Source organism: Actinoplanes campanulatus, assembly GCF_014647795.1.
Taxonomy (GTDB): domain Bacteria; phylum Actinomycetota; class Actinomycetes; order Mycobacteriales; family Micromonosporaceae; genus Actinoplanes; species Actinoplanes campanulatus.
Genome location: NZ_BMPW01000005.1, coordinates 141,119 through 156,298, shown reverse-complemented (window position 1 = coordinate 156,298; position 15,180 = coordinate 141,119). Strand labels below are relative to the sequence as shown.

Below are 15,180 nucleotides of genomic sequence, written 5' to 3'. Positions count from 1 at the left end.
GGATCCAAACGGGGGATGTTCCTGTCCGCTCTCGCGCGGTCGATCGAGGGTGGAGCCGCGCCCTGCCCGATGTGCGGCAAGGGTAACCTCAGGCTCCGCTACGTCGCTGACCCGATGAGCAGGGTGGGATACCTGGACGCCTGGTGTGACAACTGCTTCAAAGGCGTCCATGTCTCCCGGGCGAGTGTTCCGGACGGGATGCGTTTCACGCCCTTCGGCGACTGCGGAGAAGGCGACGTGCCGAACTGCACGACCGTCAACTGAGGAATCAGGACAGAAACATGCTGATGGCGGGAATGTCCGGGAACCTGGGCTGGGGGCTCGTCTTCATCACCGACTCCGCGCTGGAGGAAACCGGGCTCCCGGGCGCCTTCGATACCGAGCCCGACGGCCGGCAGGTGGATTTCATGAGCAACGAGACCGCCACGGTGCTTCGGGTCCAGCACGGCAGCGACGGCGACGTCGCGGTGCGGCTCTGGGTCGGCGAGGAGGACTGGGGCAACCGGGGCGAGTACGAGATCGGTGCCACCACGATCTCCGTGCCGTCGGGCATGATCAAGGTCAGTGATGTCCTGGAGCAGGAGTTCATCCAGGTCGCGGTTGAATCTGGTAACTACCGGATGCAGATGAACGGCGACAGCCCCACCGAACCGGCTGTCGTCGACCTGGTGTTGTGGAAGGCGGACGATGGACTTCGACGCCTTCACGGCTGAGGTCGAGCAGGTTCGGGCCACGTGCGCCGGCAAGGGTCTGTTCCCTCCCTGTCCTGCCGGGTCGGCGGGCGCAGCGTGACTAGGCCCCGAGCTTCTTCCATCGGCCTTCCGAGATCACCTCGACGGCGCCGTCGACGACCTTGATGGCGGTCTGCTCGTCGATGACGTAGGACGGGACGCCCAGGTCGGCGGCCCACCGCTCGGCGTGCTCCATGGTGTTGGTTGGGAAGAGGTCCAGGTGCGGGAAGATCGAGAAGTCGACGACGCCCAGGGTGCGGTCGTCGGGGGCGGACGGCCACTCGACGAAGTACGTTCCGATCCGGGGCGTCATCACCATGCTCCCGGCGCTCACCCCCACCCAGACCGTGTCGGGTAGCGACGGCAGTAGATCGGCCAGCCCGGATTCGCGCATCCAGTGGTACAGGTAGGTCGCGTCGCCGCCGTCGGCCAGCAGCACGTCGGCCTCCCGGACCCAGGGGACCCAGCGCTGCTCGCCGATGGTGGGCAGCGCGGTGAGTTCGAGGACCCCGAGCGACGCCCAGCCCAGGCCGGACAGGTGCTCGAAACCCGTCTCGGCGGCGACGAAACCCCGCACCGACCTCGGGCCGCACGCCGGATGTCCCCACTGTGCGGTCGGGATGCAGAGGGCGTGGCACTCGGCGATCGGCTTGCCGAGAAGCTCCACGAGCGCCACGTTGATGCTCGGGTTGGTGATCCCGCCCGAGGTGAGCAGGAGCTTCACAGTGCCTCCGGTTTCGTGCGAGGTCGTAGTTCGGGGATCCGTTTCGGGCGGCGGACGCGGTCCCACAGCGACTTCTTGGGGCTGGGTGGCGACTGGATCAGGGCAGCGGCGGTCTCGCTGTCGATGATGATGCTGTTCTCCTCGATGGCGCTGTTGACGAGGATGCCCCGGCACTTCGGGTCGCCGGCGGCCATGCGCAGCAGGACCTCGCCCGACACGCCCGCGTTGAATCGGGGGCCGTAGTTGCGGAGGAACGCCTCCGGATCGGCGAAGGTGAGAATCCGTGCCTGTCCGTCGCCGTAGTCGGTCCTGCCCACCCCGAGGGTGCCGTCGGACATCAGCCGGCCCTGGTCGTCCGGCACCGGGGTGCCGGTGACGACGACGCCGATGGTGGAGGTTCGGAAGAGCGCGACGAATCGCTCGTACGCCGCCTGGTCCTGACTGTGAATGTGTTCGGCCATGACGTCGGACAGCGGGGTGTCGCTCATGGCGGGAACCATACCGGCGTTTCGGGTGGCGTCGATGCGTTAGAAACGTGTCGTGTTCGTGTTCGAGGGGCGTCAGCAGCGTCGTGTTTGGCCGTGGCTCGTGGGGCTGATTCTCGGGGTGGGCGGGCTTCTGCTGGCGGCCAACCTGGTGGTGTCGGCGCTGCTGGGCGGGTCGACGGGTGCGGAGAACGCGCGCGACGACATCCTGAAGGCGGAGGCGCCGCAGGCCGCCCGGGAGTTCGCGGTGGCGGATCCGGACCCGGGGCAGGCGTCGGTCGACTGGCTCGCCGACCATTTCCGCGGCCGGGGGGATACGGTGCTCGGCTCGGCCGCGGAGTCGGTGGACGTGCGGATGGTGCGGGCGGCGACCGGGGACGCGCTGGGGCAGCCGACCGAGTCGGAGACCGTCGTGGTCTGTCTGCGTTTCGAGGTGTCCGTCGACGCCACCTGGTCCCGGACGTCGGGGGTCCGGGCCAGGTTTCACGAGATCGACTGTCCCTAACCGGTGTGGCTGAGGGCGGGGGAGTCGCCGCGGGTGCGTTTCACCGCGTACATGGCGGCGTCGGCCTGGGCCAGCAGTTCGTCGGAGTCGCCGGTGCCGTACGGGGACCAGGCGACGCCCAGGCTGGCGTGCGGCACCAGGGTGTGGCCGCCGATCTGAACCCGGGCGGCGCTGAGCGCGGTGAGCAGGTCGGCGCCGATCCGGTCGGCGTGCTCGCGGCCGGCCACGTCGCGGCAGACGGCCACGAACTCGTCGCCGCCGATCCGGCCCACGATGGCGCCGGACGGTACGGCACTGCGCAGACTGGCGGCCACGTGACTCAGCAGCAGGTCGCCGGCGGCGTGGCCGTACCGGTCGTTGATGGGTTTGAAGGCATTGAGGTCGAGGAAGACCACCGCGGTGCCGGCGTGCTCGTCGGCCGTGTCGAGTGCGTCGTCCAGCGCGGCCACGGTGGCGGCCCGGTTGTGGCAGCCGGTCAGCGCGTCGAAGGTGGCCTGGCGCCACAGCCGTTCGCGCAGCAGCGCCTCCTCGGTCACGTCGGCGAGGCAGACGATCGCCCCGGTGACCGTGCCGGAATCGTCGGTCAGCGCCCGCAGGTTGGCCCTGATCCGGCGGATGCCCGCGCCCGGTTTGCGGTGCCCGTACTCGAGGTCGGTGTCCTCGCCGGTCAGGACGCCGGCGAGGGCGTCGCCGACGCGCCGGCGGTCCACCGGCTCGGCCAGCTCCAGGAGGGCATCCGTGAGGACGTCTCCGACCTGGGCTTTCACCTGTTGTGCGGCGCGTTCGTTGAGGAAGGTGATCCGGCCGTCGTGGGCGGTCTGGAGGATGGCCAGGGGGATCGTCTCGGTGAGCCGGCGCATCAGCTGCTCGGCGGCGCGGACCGCCTCCTGGGCCACCATCTCGTCGGAGATGTCGAGCATCTCGGCGACCACCCGGGGGTGGTCGGGGTCGGCGAGGTAGTTGTGGTTGGTCACCTCGAACCAGACGGTGCGGCCGTCGCGGTGCAGGTGGCGCAGCCGGACCCGGCGGGCCGAGCCGTGCGGGGTGCTCAGCATGTCCATCCAGCTGGCGATGGCCCGTTGCTGGTCGTCGGGGTGGACGAGTTCGAGGGTGCGCTGTCCGACGAGTTCGGCGGGGGCCCAGCCGAGCAGGTCGGTGATCTCCGGGCCGACCTCGGTGACCACGGAGACCGGGCTCTTGTGCATCGTGACCAGGCGTGGCCGGACGAGCTCGGGTTGCAGGGTGAGCTCGGCGGCGAGCCCCGATCCGCTGATGATCCCGATATAGACGCCGAACCGGTGGGTCATGTCGACGAAGTGCATCCGGGCCAGACGGTCGGGTGCGGCGATCAGGTGGACCAGGCAGTTGGCCACGCCCGCGGTGACGGCCTCGGACCAGGCGTCGATGACCAGCCGGTGGTCGTCGATGACGGCCAGGCCGAGCATGGAGGACGCGCTCTCGATCGGGCGCAGCCCGGTGTCGGTGGCCTCCCGGGGGAGCGGGAGGAACAGCCCGTTCGCCCCGATGGCCCCGATGAAGGCGTCCGGGTGCTGTGCCAGCAAGGCTTTGAAAACGGCGTCCCGGTCGTCGGGCTTCAGTTGGATGTCGGCCACGCGGCTCTACATCGACGGCCGGGCCTACTTCTTGAGGGATTGCTGGAAGAGGTCCGCGTAGGTGGGGGAGTCCTTGATCAGCTCGTCGCAGAAGGCGGCGACGTCCCGGCCGGTGACCTTCAGGACTGGCCGGCCGGCCGCGGCGCCCTCCTCGAAGAAGTCGACGATGCCGGAGAGCAGTGGTCCGTCGGTGAGGTCGACGGGCCCGACCTTGAACAGGTAGCGCTGCATCTCCTTGTAGACGATCTGGTAGTCCGGCGGGAGGGCCTTGACCCGGGCCATGTGTGCCCGCCACTGCCGCTTGCCCTCGATGAGGTCGTGAATGCCCATGTCAGCCTCCCAGCCTGGCCAGTTTGCGTGCGACGTTGCGGTTCAGTTGCTCGCGCCACCGGTCGCGGTGGGTGCGGGCACCCTCCCCGCCGGCCAGTGCCGCGCAGAAGCCCGGGATGTCGTCGCCGAGCACCTCGTGGACGCTCTGCCCCTCGGCGGCTGCCTCTTCGAGCAGGCCCAGAGCGGCATCGACGATCGGTAGCAGATTGCGGCCGGAGAAGTTCGCATAGAGCATCAGATTGTTCGTGATCTCCTCGCAGGCCGCCCGGTAGTCGGCCGGCAGCGCCTCTGTCCGGGCTGCGAACGCCTGCCACTCCCGGGTGAGGTCGCTGCCGGTGACGGTTTCCCAGAAGCTCATCGTCCGGCCTCCTTGAGCCTGTCGATGCGGGAGGAGACGTACTCCCATTTGGACCAGAATGTGGCGAGTTCTCGGCGGCCGGCCTCGTTGAGCGTGTAGAACTTCCGCGGCGGGCCCACCTCGGATCGCCGTTTCGCGACCTGGACCAGGCCGTTACGCTCCAGGCGCAGCAGGATGGTGTAGACGGTTCCGTCGATGACGTCGGTGAAGCCCAGGTCGTTGAGCCGGCGGGTGATGGCGTAGCCGTAGGTCTCCTCGCCGGCGATGATCTCGAGAACGCAGCCTTCGAGGGTGCCTTTCAGCATCTCGGTCAGGTCCTCCATGGCGGCTCCTCAATGTTGGTACCTCGTACTACCGGGTACCACTATACGGTAGCACCGAATACCGGATCGATGCGGGCCGGGCCTTGTCCGTCAGGAATCAGGCGGAACCTCGTCATCGGAGTGACCGCATGGATGTGCAGACCGCATTCGACTCTCTGCGCCAACGGATCGGACGATACGTCGAGGAGGGTGATGCCGGCGGCTTGCGGTCCGATGAGGCGAGGGCGGCGGCAGCGGTGCTGTCGGATGCGTTTCCCCGGATCGAGGCGGACGGCCTACCGCTCCCGGTGTGCACGATTCTGGCCACCTACCACTGGCTCTGCTTCCACGCCGATCACCGGCTGACCGATGCCCAGCAGGCCGTGCGGCTGTTCCACCACCTCGCCGAGATCGACATCGACCACGTTCCACCCGAATTGCACGTGCTCTTCCGCCGTAACGGTCCGGGAGACCGGGAGCCCGGGCAGATGCTCGCCGACGGCATTCGAATCCTCCAGATGATCGAACTCGTGCAGGCGCCGGATGCCCTCGACGAGGCGATCCGGCTGCTCCGTGCACTGGTCGCCGAGCACCTCGATCAGTTGCCGATGAAGACCCCGGCGCTGGCGAATCTCGGCATGGCGCTACTGAAGCGGAACGCCGGCATCGACGATCTGGATGAGGCGATCCGGCATCTGACCGCCGCCCTGGAACTCGACGAGGTCGAACCGGAGGCGCGCGCCGCCCTCCGCAACAACCTGGCCGTCGTTCTGAACAACAGGTACCGGGCCACGGGCGAGATGGCGGACCTCCAAGTGGCGCTCCAGCACTGCCGGGCGGCCGTGCTGGAGATCGATGTCGCCTCGAGTGTGTTCCCGCGGTTGCTGGGCACGATCGCCGACCTCCTGCTCCAGCGGCACGCCATGCTGGGCGGCACTGATGATCTCCGGGAAGCGGCCCTCTGGCAGCGTTGGGGCCTGGGTGCGCGAGACAGCGACGATCTGAGCCAGGCGGGCATGTATGAGGCGCTGAACCGGGTGTGCCGTGTGCTCTACCGGCACACCGGATCCATCGCCGACCTCGACGAGGGCATTCGCGCCGGGCTGGCGGCCCTGCGCTGTCAACCCGACGGTGGGGGTTCGGACAGCTGCCAGATCCTCACCGGCCTCGCCGAGGCGTTCCGGGAACGCCATCAGGCGACCGGTGACCCCACCGACCTGGCGAGCGCCGTCGGCCACTACCGGCACGCGCTGAAGCTGGCGGTGGGCGCCTACCTCACGGTCATGATCATGGTCGGGCTGGCGACGAGCCTCGCCGACCGCTTCGCGCGTTTCGGCGAGCCGGCGGATCTGGCGGATGCCCTGCGGCTGTCGGAATCGGCGATGGCCTTGAGCGCACGCGCCGACCACGAGCTCAGGAGTCAGGCGCTCGGGGCCCGTGCCCGGATCATGCGGGTCCATTTCGAGGTCACCGGCGACATTTCCGTCCTCGACGAGTCGATCGCGATCCTGACCGCCGCCATCGAGGCGATGAAGGTGATCTCACATCGCAGTGAACAGGAGCACGCGAGTCTCGGGATCGCCCTGCTGGCCCGCTACGGAGCGACGCGGGACATCCGGGATCTGGATCGCGCGGTCGAGGTCGCCAGCCAGGCGATGGACGCGTCCGATCCGCAACGGACAGACACGGTCATCACGAAATCGTACGTGGCGGAGGCGCTGCGTCTCCGTTTCCTGGCGACAGGATCAGCCGAGGACATCACCAGGGCGGTCGAGTTGCTGGAGGAGATCGTCGAGGAGCTGCCGCCATCGTTTCCGGGCCGGGCGGGCTACCTCGTCAATCTCGGTGTCACCCTGGAGCGGCGCGACCTAGACGCCTCTCTCGCGGCCTTCGCCGGCGCGTCCGGCACCCGCAGCGCACCCGCCTCCACGCGCCTCATCGCCGAGTCCCGGGCCGGGGAGATCCTCATGGGGGCCGACCGGCCGGCCGAGGCCGCCGAGGCGTACCGGCGGGCGGTGGAACTGCTGTCGGTGGCGGCGTGGCGGGGTCTGGGCCGCCGGGGCGGTGAGGCGATGCTCGCCCGCTGGAGCCATCTCGCCTCTCAGGCCGCCGCCGCCCACCTCGAAGCGGCGCCCCGGACGGCGATCCAGGTCCTGGAGCAGGGCCGGGGTGTCCTGTGGACGCAGTGGCTCGAGATGAGAGGAGACCACGATCTGGTACGGAGACGGGCACCCGAACTCGGACAGCGTCTCCTCGAGATCCGGTCCGCCCTGGACCGATTGGATCAGCCGGTGAGCCCGGCCCGGTAGGCGTAGACCGCCGCCTGCACCCGGTTGGCCAGCCCGAGTTTGCCGAGCAGCGCGCTGACGTGGATCTTCACGGTTCCCTCGGCCAGGTGCAGCCGCTGCCCGATCTCCGCGTTCGACAGGCCGGCGCCGAGCAGGGCGAGCACGTCGCGTTCGCGCGGGGTGAGGACCTGCACCGCGGTCCGGGCGGCCAGCCGGTCCTGGAGTTCCCGGCCGTGCAGCAGCCCGACGATCCGGTGGGCGACCGGGGGCGCCAGTACCGTTCCACCGTTCATCACGGCCTTCACCCCGCCGATCAGCTCGTACGGATCCCCGGATTTGAGCAGGAAGCCGTGCACCCCGGCCTGGACGGCACGGGCGATGTACCGGTCCTCGTCGAACGTCGTGATGATCATGACGCGGACGGCCGGGTGCCGGGCGCGGATCGACTCGGCCGCGGCCAGGCCGTCCATGCCGGGCATCCGGATGTCGAGCAGCGCCACGTCGGGCCGCCACCGCTCGACCGCCTCCAGCGCCGACCGGCCGTCCTGGGCCTCCGCCACGATCTCCAGCTCCGGATCGGTGGCGAGCACGGTGCGCAGCCCGGCCCGGACGAGCGGTTGATCGTCGGCGATCAAGATCCGGATCATGCGGTACGCCCGGTGCCGTCGTGCAACCGCACCACACGGTCCCCTTCGAAACAGACGACATAGTTCCCGTACGCCAGCGGATAGTTCCCATCGGTGTAGTAGTGGCAGCCGGGACCGTACCCCCGCTCGAAACGGACCGGCGCCTCGCGCGCCGGCAGAAGGGTGACCGCCGCAGCGCGTGGCATCCCGACCCGCAACGCGCCGAACGCCTCCTCCTCCATCGACGCGTCCCGGACCGCCCAGGCGTAGAAGCCGGTCGCGACCACGACCAGCACGGCGCCGGGGATCAGGACGGTGCCGGCCAGCATCCGCCGGATCCGCAGCCGGCCGGTGTCGTAGTCGCCGTGCCCGTGGTCCTCGTCGATGCCCGGCGGAATCTCGGCGACCAGCCGGAACCGGCCGTCCACCCGGTCGGCGGCCAGCGAGCCGCCGGCGTGCCGCACCCGTCCCGCGAGCGCGGACAGCCCGGTTCCGGCGCGTTCCGGCAGCTCCCGCGGGGACACCGGGTTGACGATCTCCACCCGCCGGCCGTTGAACGCGACGGTGACCGCGGTGCCCGGCGCGTGCCGCGCGGCGTTGGACAGCGCCTCCGACACCAGCCTGGCCAGGAACCGGTCGGCCGGCGGGACACCGGTCACCTCGACCGTCATCCCGGCGGCGCGGGCCCGGTCGAACACGGCCACGACGTCCGCCTCGGCTTCGACGTCGAGCAGGTCGACGATTCGGCGTACGGTGTCGATCGCCGCCGCCGAACCCGCCCGCAGCGCCGCGGCCTGTTCCCGGGTCGGCTCGTCCGGCGCCGTCACCTGGAGGCCCGCCGCCTGCAAGGACAGCAGGGTGAGGTCGTGTCCCAGCGTGTCGTGCAGGTCGGCGGCGATCCGGGCGCGTTCCCGCAGCCGCGCGGCACGGGCCCGGGCCCAGCCCTGCTCGACGAACTCCTGCCGCAGCCGCAGGTAGCTGCCGGTCAGCGCCGCGAAGACGGCGAGCACCACGACCGCCTGGTCGACCAGCCACGACACGGTGTCCTGACCGTGCGCGACGGCGATCGCGGCGGCCACCTCGACGCCGCACAGCAGCACGACCACCGGCCAGGTCCGCCCGCGCCGCCCGCCCAGGTGGCAGACGGCGACCACGGCCGCCGCGGCGAGCGCGTACCACTGCCCCCACCCGTGCATGCCCGCCAGCCTAGGCGTCGCGGCGGATCAGCAGCAGCCGCGCGGCGAACCAGGCGGCCACCGTCCAGCCCGTCAGGACCAGCAGATGACGTACGCCGTCCCCGCCGGCGAAACGCACCGCGGCCTGGGCGGGCAGGTAGACGCCGATCCGCTGGCTGATCATCTGGAGCCCGAGCAGCAGGACCACCATCGTGGTCAGCGTGCCCACCCCGCTGCGCAGCAGGAACCCGACCGCGGTGGTGAATCCGCAGGCGACCGCCACGACCACGGCGAGCCGCAGCGTGTCGGCGACCGGCTCACCGGGAACCGCGTGCGAGCCCAGCGCCAGCACGGCGGCCTGCCGGCCGGCGGCCGCACAGACCAGCCCGGCCCCGAACCCGACCACCACGGCGACCGCGGTCTTGGCCAGCAGCACGTCACCCCGGCGCGGCCGGGCCAGGAGGGTGGACCGGATCGCGCCGGTGCCGTACTCGGAGGTGACCATCAGCATCGCCGCGGCCACCACGGCGAGCTGCCCCACCTGTACGGCCTGGATCAGCGGCTCCAGCACGGGCCGGGTCGCGGACCCCGGCAGCCGGCCCATCCTGATGTCGTGCACGAAGTCGTTGGCCAGGGTAGACGCCAGGATCGCGGTGAGCAGCACCGCGGCGGCGAGACAGAACCACGGCGACCGCAGCGACCAGAGTTTGCCCCATTCGGCGGTGAAAGCGTTCCTCATCGGGTCACCGCCACGTACTCGGTCTCGTCCCCGACCAGGCGCACGTACGCCTCCTCCAGGCTGGGGGCGTCGGTGCGCAGCTCGCGCAACACCGCGCCGGCCTGCTGCGCGCGGCGGCCCACCGTCGTCGCGTCCATCCCGCGCACCCGCAGCCGGTCCGCGCCGGTGCGCTCCGCGTGCTCACCCAGTGCTTGCGTGAGCAGCGTGAACGACCGCTCGTCGGCGGCCGCCACGTCGACGGCCGCCTGCTGGCCCGCGGTGAACGCGGCCGGTGTCGCGTCGGCGAGCAGCCGGCCTCGGCCGATCACCACGACCCGGTCCGCGATCAGCTCCACCTCGCTGATCAGATGGCTGGACAGCAGCACGGTACGGCCCTCGGCGGCCCACCGGCGCAGCAGCGCCCGCACCCAGCGCACCCCGTCGGCGTCCAGGCCGTTGACCGGCTCGTCGAGCAGCACCGTGCCCGGATCGCCGAGCATCGCCCCCGCGATGCCGAGCCGCTGCGCCATGCCCAGCGAGTAGGTTCCGGCCGGCTTCCCGGCGACCGCGCCGATGCCCACCTCGTCGATCACCGCCCGCACCCGGGCCGGGGCGAAGCCGTTGTACCGGGCGAGCGCCATCAGCCCGGCCCGGCCGCTGCGCCGCGGGTGGAAGGCGCGGGCGTCCAGGTGCGCCCCGACCAGACGTAGCGGGTTCCGAAGTTCGGCGTAGCGCCGCCCGCCGACCAGCGCGGTGCCGGAGGTGGGCCGGTCCAGCCCGAGGACCAGCCGCATGATCGTGGACTTGCCCGCCCCGTTGGGCCCCAGCAGCGCCGTGACCCGGCCGGACGGGACCGTCACGGTGACATGGTCGACGGCCGTGCGGTCCCCGTACCGTTTGGTGAGATCTTGAAGTTCGATCATGGCATCCAGCCTGGCCGGGCGGCCGCCGCCACACATCTCCCGACGGTCGGCGCCCACCTATGTCGTTCGGCCTATCCGGGCCCTCATGCCGGAGCCGTGGCTTCCAGCAGGTCGTAGACAGCGTCCGGCGCCGGTTCCGCGTTCGTGGGCGCCTCACGAAGGACCGTTCTGTCGAAATCGTGGTACAGGGCCCGGTGGACCTCACCGTCCGGCAGCGTGACCGTCAGATGGAACAGGTCATTCAGACGAAGCTCGCGGTCTTCGCCAAAAGTGAGGCGGAGCGGCACCAGCGCCCGCTCACCCAGTCCATCCACGACGGATCGCGGCACCAGGATGCCCGCCGGGTCCACGGTACGCAGGTCGACCGTCCCGCTGAACAGCCTGGTCTCCTCCTCGCGCAGGTTTGAAGCGGCGGTCACGATCTCGCGGAGACCGGCGACGTCGCCCCCGTCCTCGTCGACGAGCTGCGGCAGGAGGTCCTGAGGGGGCAGACGGCTCTGGTCGATCCGCAGGAAGCCGGTGGGGATGCCGAGTTCCCGGTGCAGCGACGACGGGTCCAGTTCCACCTTGACCCAGAGCGGCTGCCCGATTCGGAGCGCGACCAGCGTCGCGAACCCGTTCCGTCCCGGAACCGGGCGCTCGTCGTAGATCTCGATCGATCTGTTGTTCGCCGATGAGAACGATCCGCGCAGCGCCGGCCGTGACGTGCCGTTGTCGATGTAGAACTGGTACGGGCCGTCCTCACGTTCGGTGAGACCCGCGAGCACCTTCTGTCGCGCCACCTCCGCCGGGGTCAACGGCTCTGCTGACGCGCCGTGTGGCGGGCTCGGCTCCGCCGGCGCGGTGCAGCCCGCCATGAGCAGCACGGACATCCCGGCCCAAGCCAACGACCGCATCCCGACCCCCGCCCTCATCCCATCGATATCGGCAAGATCGTAACTGGGTGGCCGCGGCCGCGCGCTCACATCATCGCCGGTGACGGATGACCGGGCGCACACTGGCAGGATGGGCCGGATGGTGATGCGCGGTGCGCTGGGCGTACTCCTCTGTCTGGGTTTGATCCTGATCATCGCGTGGGCCGCGCAGCGCAGGATGATCTACTTCCCGGACCGCGCGCAGCCGCCGATCGCGGCGGGCGCGCGCGAGGTCACCTTGCGCACCGCGGACGGGCTGCGGCTCACCGCATGGCTTTTCCAACCCCTTCCCGGTACGCCGGAGCGAGCCGTTTCCGTGCTGGTCACACCGGGGAACGGGGCCAACCGGGCGGGCCGGGTGCCGCTGGCCGCCGCCCTGACCGCCCGGGGCCTGACCGTGCTGCTGCTCGACTACCGCGGCTACGGCGGCAACCCGGGCAGCCCGTCGGAGTCCGGCCTGGCCATGGACGCCGACGCCGCGCACGCCTACCTGACCGAGATCGGTCACCCGATCATCTACTACGGAGAGAGCCTCGGTGCGGCGGTGGCCACCGCCCTGGCGATCCGTCATCCACCGGCCGGGCTGCTGCTGCGTTCCCCGTTCACCGACCTGGCCGCCGCCGGGAGCGCCCACTACCCGTTCCTGCCGGTCGGCCTGCTGCTGCGCGACCGTTTCCCGGTGGCGTCGCTGATCCCGCGGGTGACCGCCCCGACCGCGATCGTCTACGGCACCGCCGACCAGGTGGTGCCGCCGGAGCAGAGCCGGGCCGTGGCCGAGGCCGCCGCCAACCTGACCCACCTGGCCGTGGTCGACGGCGCCGACCACAACGACCGCGTCCTGCTGGACGGCCCCCAACTGCTCGACGCCGTCGCGGCCCTCACAGCAGCCGTTTCGCCTGGGTGAGAGCGTCCCGGACCACCCTGTACGTGTCCTCGCGCCGCCGGTCGGCCGGTGGCAGCACGTCACCGCCGTCCAGGGTGCGGCTCGCCGCGAGCAGCAGGCCCGCGGCCGTACCGGCGGCCTGCCGGGCCGACGCGCGCCGGGACTGGGTGCGTTTCGCCATGCGGGAGGTCGAACGCCCGGGACAGCCCGGCGAGCGCCCGCTCGCCTACGTCCGAGATGTCGAAACGCCCGGTGGAACTCTCCAGCACCACGGTCGGGACGGCGCGGAACCGGACGGCCTCGACCGGCAGATCGAGCCGGACCGGACTGGTCTGCCGCGCGGCGTGCCCCATGTCGGAGAAGAACCCGACCGCGACCACGATGACCCGGCCGTCGGCGACGGCGATGACCACCGCGTCCCGGCCGTGCCGGCCCCGGGCCAGCGCGTCGACCCGTCGCGCCTTACCGAGCGCCGCCAGCGCCGCCGGACTGTCCGTCACGTCCTTGCAGCCCGACTCGGGGTACACGGACGCGGTCCGGCGATCCAACGACAGTAGTCCTCCCAGTGCCACCGCGAAGCTCTATCGCGGCGGCCCGGGACACCGGCATCCGCCATACCGTTGGCTTCTCCGTCAAGATCCACCTATGGTGGTCGGATGCCGGCAGCGACAGTGCGTCCGCTCGCCGCCACCGTGGTGGCGGCCGTTCGTGCTGTCCACCGGCCGATGGCCACGACGGCTACCAACGGGCTGCCGCGCCCGGTGACCGCCGGCCGTGGCCCACCGGCGGATCCGCATCCTCGATCCGCCGCCAGGGCGAAGCTCATCAGCTTCGGCCCTTTTTCTTTTTCCGGCTCATTCACCGAACAGGAGCGACCATGAGTCTCCAGATCGAACGTCCCGGCCAGGACCGGCTCAGCACCGTACGATCGTGGCTGAGTGAGGAGTTCGCCGTCCAGACGGCACGGCTCAAGGACCTCACCGAGATCAACGCCGACACCGGCGACCCGGCGCAGGCCCACGACCGGGCGGCGATGCTGGCGGCCACCCGGCAGAGCCTCGACCAGATCACCAGCGCGCTGAGGCGCATCGCGGAGGGTACCTACGGCAGCTGCGACCGCTGTTCGACCCCGATCCCGGCCGAGCGCCTGGAAGTGCTGCCACACGCCCGGTTCTGCGTGCCCTGCCAGCAGAAACACCACGGCTGAGCCGACCGGCTGCCGCGCCACCCGGTGCGGCAGCCTCCGCCGTCGTCATTCCCCGGAAAGGATCCGCCTTGACCATCTCACCGGTAGCGCTCGCCGTCGACCTGGGCAGCAGCACCGCCTCGGTGTGGGCCACCGGCCGAGGCGTCGTCAGCGCCCCCACCGGCGTCGGCGCGCTGGTCCGGCGTGGCCGTGTCACCGACGTCGACGGCTGCGTCGCCCTGCTGACCCGGCTCGTCAACCGCTTCCCGCGGCCGGCGCCGGTCGCCGACGTCGTCGTGGCCTGCCGGCCGGTGCTGGCCACCGAAGCCGACCAGGAACTGATGCGCCGCGTGATCGACGGCGCTTTCGCACCCCGCCGGACACTGTTCATCGACACGGTCCGCGCCGCGGCCATCGGATCCGGCGCGACCGCCGGAAACCTGCTGGTCGTCGACATCGGCGCCCAGCTCACCGAGACCGCCCTGCTCGAACACGGCCGGGTCACCGCCGCCCAGCGGGCCGACTACGGTATCCGCGACGGCGCGACCGGGCTGCTCACCGACATCGTCGCCCAGCACGTCGCGAACCTGCGCGCCACCGACCACGCCGAAGCCCTGGACGAGGCCACCGCCCGCGGCATCCTGCTGACCGGCGACGGCGCCCTGCACCCCGGCCTGCCGGAGGCGCTGGCCACCGCCCTGGACGTGCGCGTGCACCGCACCGCCGACCCCCGCACCGCCGCGCTCGACGGCGCCGGCCGGGCCGCCATGTCCGCCCTGCGCCATCCCGGGTTCGCTTGACCACCCTCTGGCTGTCGTTCTGCGCCGGCACGGACCTGGCCGGCCTGCGGGCGTCGGCCCGGGCGCATCTCGACGGCCAGCTCGGCAGCGAACATATCGACGAGGCCCTCACGGTGATCGCCGCGCTCGTCGACCACGCCGGCGGCGAGGGCGAGCTGATCGTGAGCCGCCGCGACAACAGCCTGCTCATCGAACTCGTGACCCGGACGGTCGTCGACGGCTCACCGCCGAGCCCGCCCACACCCTGCTGGGCCTGCGGCGCCTACTCCACCGGCCCCGGCGGCGTCATCTGGGCGGAGCTGGAGATCTCTCGTGGTCCAGGTCCGCGTCTCGCTTCCAGCTCCTTCTTCCATTCTCACTGGTAGATCCTGGGTGATCGGATACATCCGGATGGCCGCGATCGCTCAAGATCGCGCCGTCAGCGACAATCGCTCAAGATTTACATCGATGCTGCGGATGGCTCGACGAGAACGGACGGCCGGGAGCCACGCCCCGAGTGCCTGGCAAGCACCATCGCAACCACCCACCCAGCGCCAGCGGCAGCACACGCGGGGGTATCCAACCGATCTACCCCCGCCGGGCGCGCGGAGTGCGGACGCAATCTCGACGGCCAACTCGG

General features: G+C 70.9%; 20 protein-coding genes. 8 read left to right on the top strand and 12 right to left on the bottom strand.

The window, feature by feature from the left end:
• Positions 1–114 precede the first annotated feature (114 nt).
• Both IEZ13_RS46430 and IEZ13_RS11510 read left to right on the top strand, forming a co-directional pair.
• Entirely contained in the window at positions 115–264 is a 150-nt protein-coding gene (locus tag IEZ13_RS46430; RefSeq protein ID WP_183221091.1) for a hypothetical protein, read from the top strand.
• Positions 265–281: 17 nt separating this feature from the next.
• Positions 282–713, top strand: coding sequence for a hypothetical protein (locus tag IEZ13_RS11510; RefSeq protein WP_183221089.1), 432 nt, complete (start codon positions 282–284; stop codon positions 711–713).
• A gap of 79 nt (positions 714–792) precedes the next feature.
• Here the strand turns inward: IEZ13_RS11510 and IEZ13_RS11505 are convergent, their stop codons facing one another.
• Together IEZ13_RS11505 and IEZ13_RS11500 are read right to left on the bottom strand one after the other, a co-directional pair.
• A complete protein-coding gene (locus tag IEZ13_RS11505) occupies positions 793–1,455 on the bottom strand; it encodes a Type 1 glutamine amidotransferase-like domain-containing protein (protein WP_183221087.1) in 663 nt (220 codons plus the stop codon).
• A complete protein-coding gene (locus IEZ13_RS11500; protein ID WP_183221085.1) occupies positions 1,452–1,943 on the bottom strand; it encodes a hypothetical protein in 492 nt (163 codons plus the stop codon). The genes IEZ13_RS11505 and IEZ13_RS11500 overlap by 4 nt, the downstream gene beginning before the upstream one ends.
• 52 nt (positions 1,944–1,995) lie before the next feature.
• Here IEZ13_RS11500 and IEZ13_RS11495 point away from each other — a divergent pair, with 52 nt between their 5' ends.
• Entirely contained in the window at positions 1,996–2,445 is a 450-nt protein-coding gene (locus IEZ13_RS11495) for a hypothetical protein (protein ID WP_183221082.1), read from the top strand.
• Here the strand turns inward: IEZ13_RS11495 and IEZ13_RS11490 are convergent.
• From IEZ13_RS11490 to IEZ13_RS11475, 4 genes are read right to left on the bottom strand one after another with little or no spacing between them, the layout of a single operon-like run.
• Positions 2,442–4,058, bottom strand: a complete 1,617-nt coding sequence (locus IEZ13_RS11490) for a sensor domain-containing diguanylate cyclase (RefSeq protein ID WP_183221080.1) — start codon at positions 4,056–4,058, stop codon at positions 2,442–2,444. The two genes, IEZ13_RS11495 and IEZ13_RS11490, sit on opposite strands and share 4 nt — an antisense overlap.
• Positions 4,059–4,082: 24 nt before the next feature.
• Positions 4,083–4,388: a DUF1048 domain-containing protein gene (locus tag IEZ13_RS11485; protein WP_183221078.1), complete on the bottom strand. Its 306-nt coding sequence runs from the start codon at positions 4,386–4,388 to the stop codon at positions 4,083–4,085.
• A gap of 1 nt (position 4,389) precedes the next feature.
• On the bottom strand, positions 4,390–4,746 hold the full coding sequence (locus tag IEZ13_RS11480) for a DUF1048 domain-containing protein (protein ID WP_183221075.1): 357 nt from the start codon (positions 4,744–4,746) through the stop codon (positions 4,390–4,392).
• Positions 4,743–5,069 (bottom strand): PadR family transcriptional regulator, encoded by a 327-nt coding sequence (locus tag IEZ13_RS11475; RefSeq protein WP_183221072.1) that lies wholly within the window; start codon positions 5,067–5,069, stop codon positions 4,743–4,745. Before IEZ13_RS11475 ends, IEZ13_RS11480 begins: the two co-directional genes overlap by 4 nt.
• Positions 5,070–5,197: 128 nt before the next feature.
• Between IEZ13_RS11475 and IEZ13_RS11470 the strand changes: the two genes are divergently transcribed.
• Positions 5,198–7,357, top strand: a complete 2,160-nt coding sequence (locus IEZ13_RS11470; RefSeq protein ID WP_189285737.1) for a tetratricopeptide repeat protein — start codon at positions 5,198–5,200, stop codon at positions 7,355–7,357.
• Here the strand turns inward: IEZ13_RS11470 and IEZ13_RS11465 are convergent.
• The 5 genes from IEZ13_RS11465 to IEZ13_RS11445 form a co-directional block, all read right to left on the bottom strand.
• Positions 7,333–7,983 (bottom strand): response regulator, encoded by a 651-nt coding sequence (locus IEZ13_RS11465; protein WP_183221067.1) that lies wholly within the window; start codon positions 7,981–7,983, stop codon positions 7,333–7,335. The two genes, IEZ13_RS11470 and IEZ13_RS11465, sit on opposite strands and share 25 nt — an antisense overlap.
• Positions 7,980–9,158, bottom strand: coding sequence for a sensor histidine kinase (locus IEZ13_RS11460; protein WP_183221064.1), 1,179 nt, complete (start codon positions 9,156–9,158; stop codon positions 7,980–7,982). Before IEZ13_RS11460 ends, IEZ13_RS11465 begins: the two co-directional genes overlap by 4 nt.
• A gap of 10 nt (positions 9,159–9,168) precedes the next feature.
• A complete protein-coding gene (locus tag IEZ13_RS11455) occupies positions 9,169–9,876 on the bottom strand; it encodes a hypothetical protein (RefSeq protein ID WP_183221062.1) in 708 nt (235 codons plus the stop codon).
• Positions 9,873–10,778: an ATP-binding cassette domain-containing protein gene (locus tag IEZ13_RS11450; RefSeq protein WP_183221059.1), complete on the bottom strand. Its 906-nt coding sequence runs from the start codon at positions 10,776–10,778 to the stop codon at positions 9,873–9,875. The genes IEZ13_RS11455 and IEZ13_RS11450 overlap by 4 nt, the downstream gene beginning before the upstream one ends.
• Positions 10,779–10,861: 83 nt before the next feature.
• Positions 10,862–11,674, bottom strand: a complete 813-nt coding sequence (locus IEZ13_RS11445) for a hypothetical protein (RefSeq protein ID WP_183221056.1) — start codon at positions 11,672–11,674, stop codon at positions 10,862–10,864.
• A gap of 109 nt (positions 11,675–11,783) precedes the next feature.
• Between IEZ13_RS11445 and IEZ13_RS11440 the strand changes: the two genes are divergently transcribed.
• Positions 11,784–12,596, top strand: coding sequence for an alpha/beta hydrolase (locus IEZ13_RS11440; protein WP_183221054.1), 813 nt, complete (start codon positions 11,784–11,786; stop codon positions 12,594–12,596).
• A gap of 59 nt (positions 12,597–12,655) precedes the next feature.
• Here the strand turns inward: IEZ13_RS11440 and IEZ13_RS11435 are convergent, their stop codons facing one another.
• Positions 12,656–13,075 carry a hypothetical protein gene (locus tag IEZ13_RS11435; protein ID WP_183221052.1) on the bottom strand — a complete coding sequence of 140 codons (420 nt, stop codon included), beginning with the start codon at positions 13,073–13,075 and terminating at the stop codon, positions 12,656–12,658.
• 377 nt (positions 13,076–13,452) lie between these two features.
• Here IEZ13_RS11435 and IEZ13_RS11430 point away from each other — a divergent pair, with 377 nt between their 5' ends.
• The 3 genes from IEZ13_RS11430 (at position 13,453) to IEZ13_RS11420 (ending at position 14,926) form a co-directional block, all read left to right on the top strand.
• A complete protein-coding gene (locus tag IEZ13_RS11430) occupies positions 13,453–13,782 on the top strand; it encodes a TraR/DksA family transcriptional regulator (RefSeq protein WP_183221049.1) in 330 nt (109 codons plus the stop codon).
• A 68-nt stretch (positions 13,783–13,850) separates the two neighbouring features.
• Positions 13,851–14,561: a rod shape-determining protein gene (locus tag IEZ13_RS11425; protein ID WP_229794627.1), complete on the top strand. Its 711-nt coding sequence runs from the start codon at positions 13,851–13,853 to the stop codon at positions 14,559–14,561.
• Positions 14,558–14,926 (top strand): hypothetical protein, encoded by a 369-nt coding sequence (locus IEZ13_RS11420; RefSeq protein ID WP_183221047.1) that lies wholly within the window; start codon positions 14,558–14,560, stop codon positions 14,924–14,926. Before IEZ13_RS11425 ends, IEZ13_RS11420 begins: the two co-directional genes overlap by 4 nt.
• Positions 14,927–15,180: the final 254 nt, after the last annotated feature.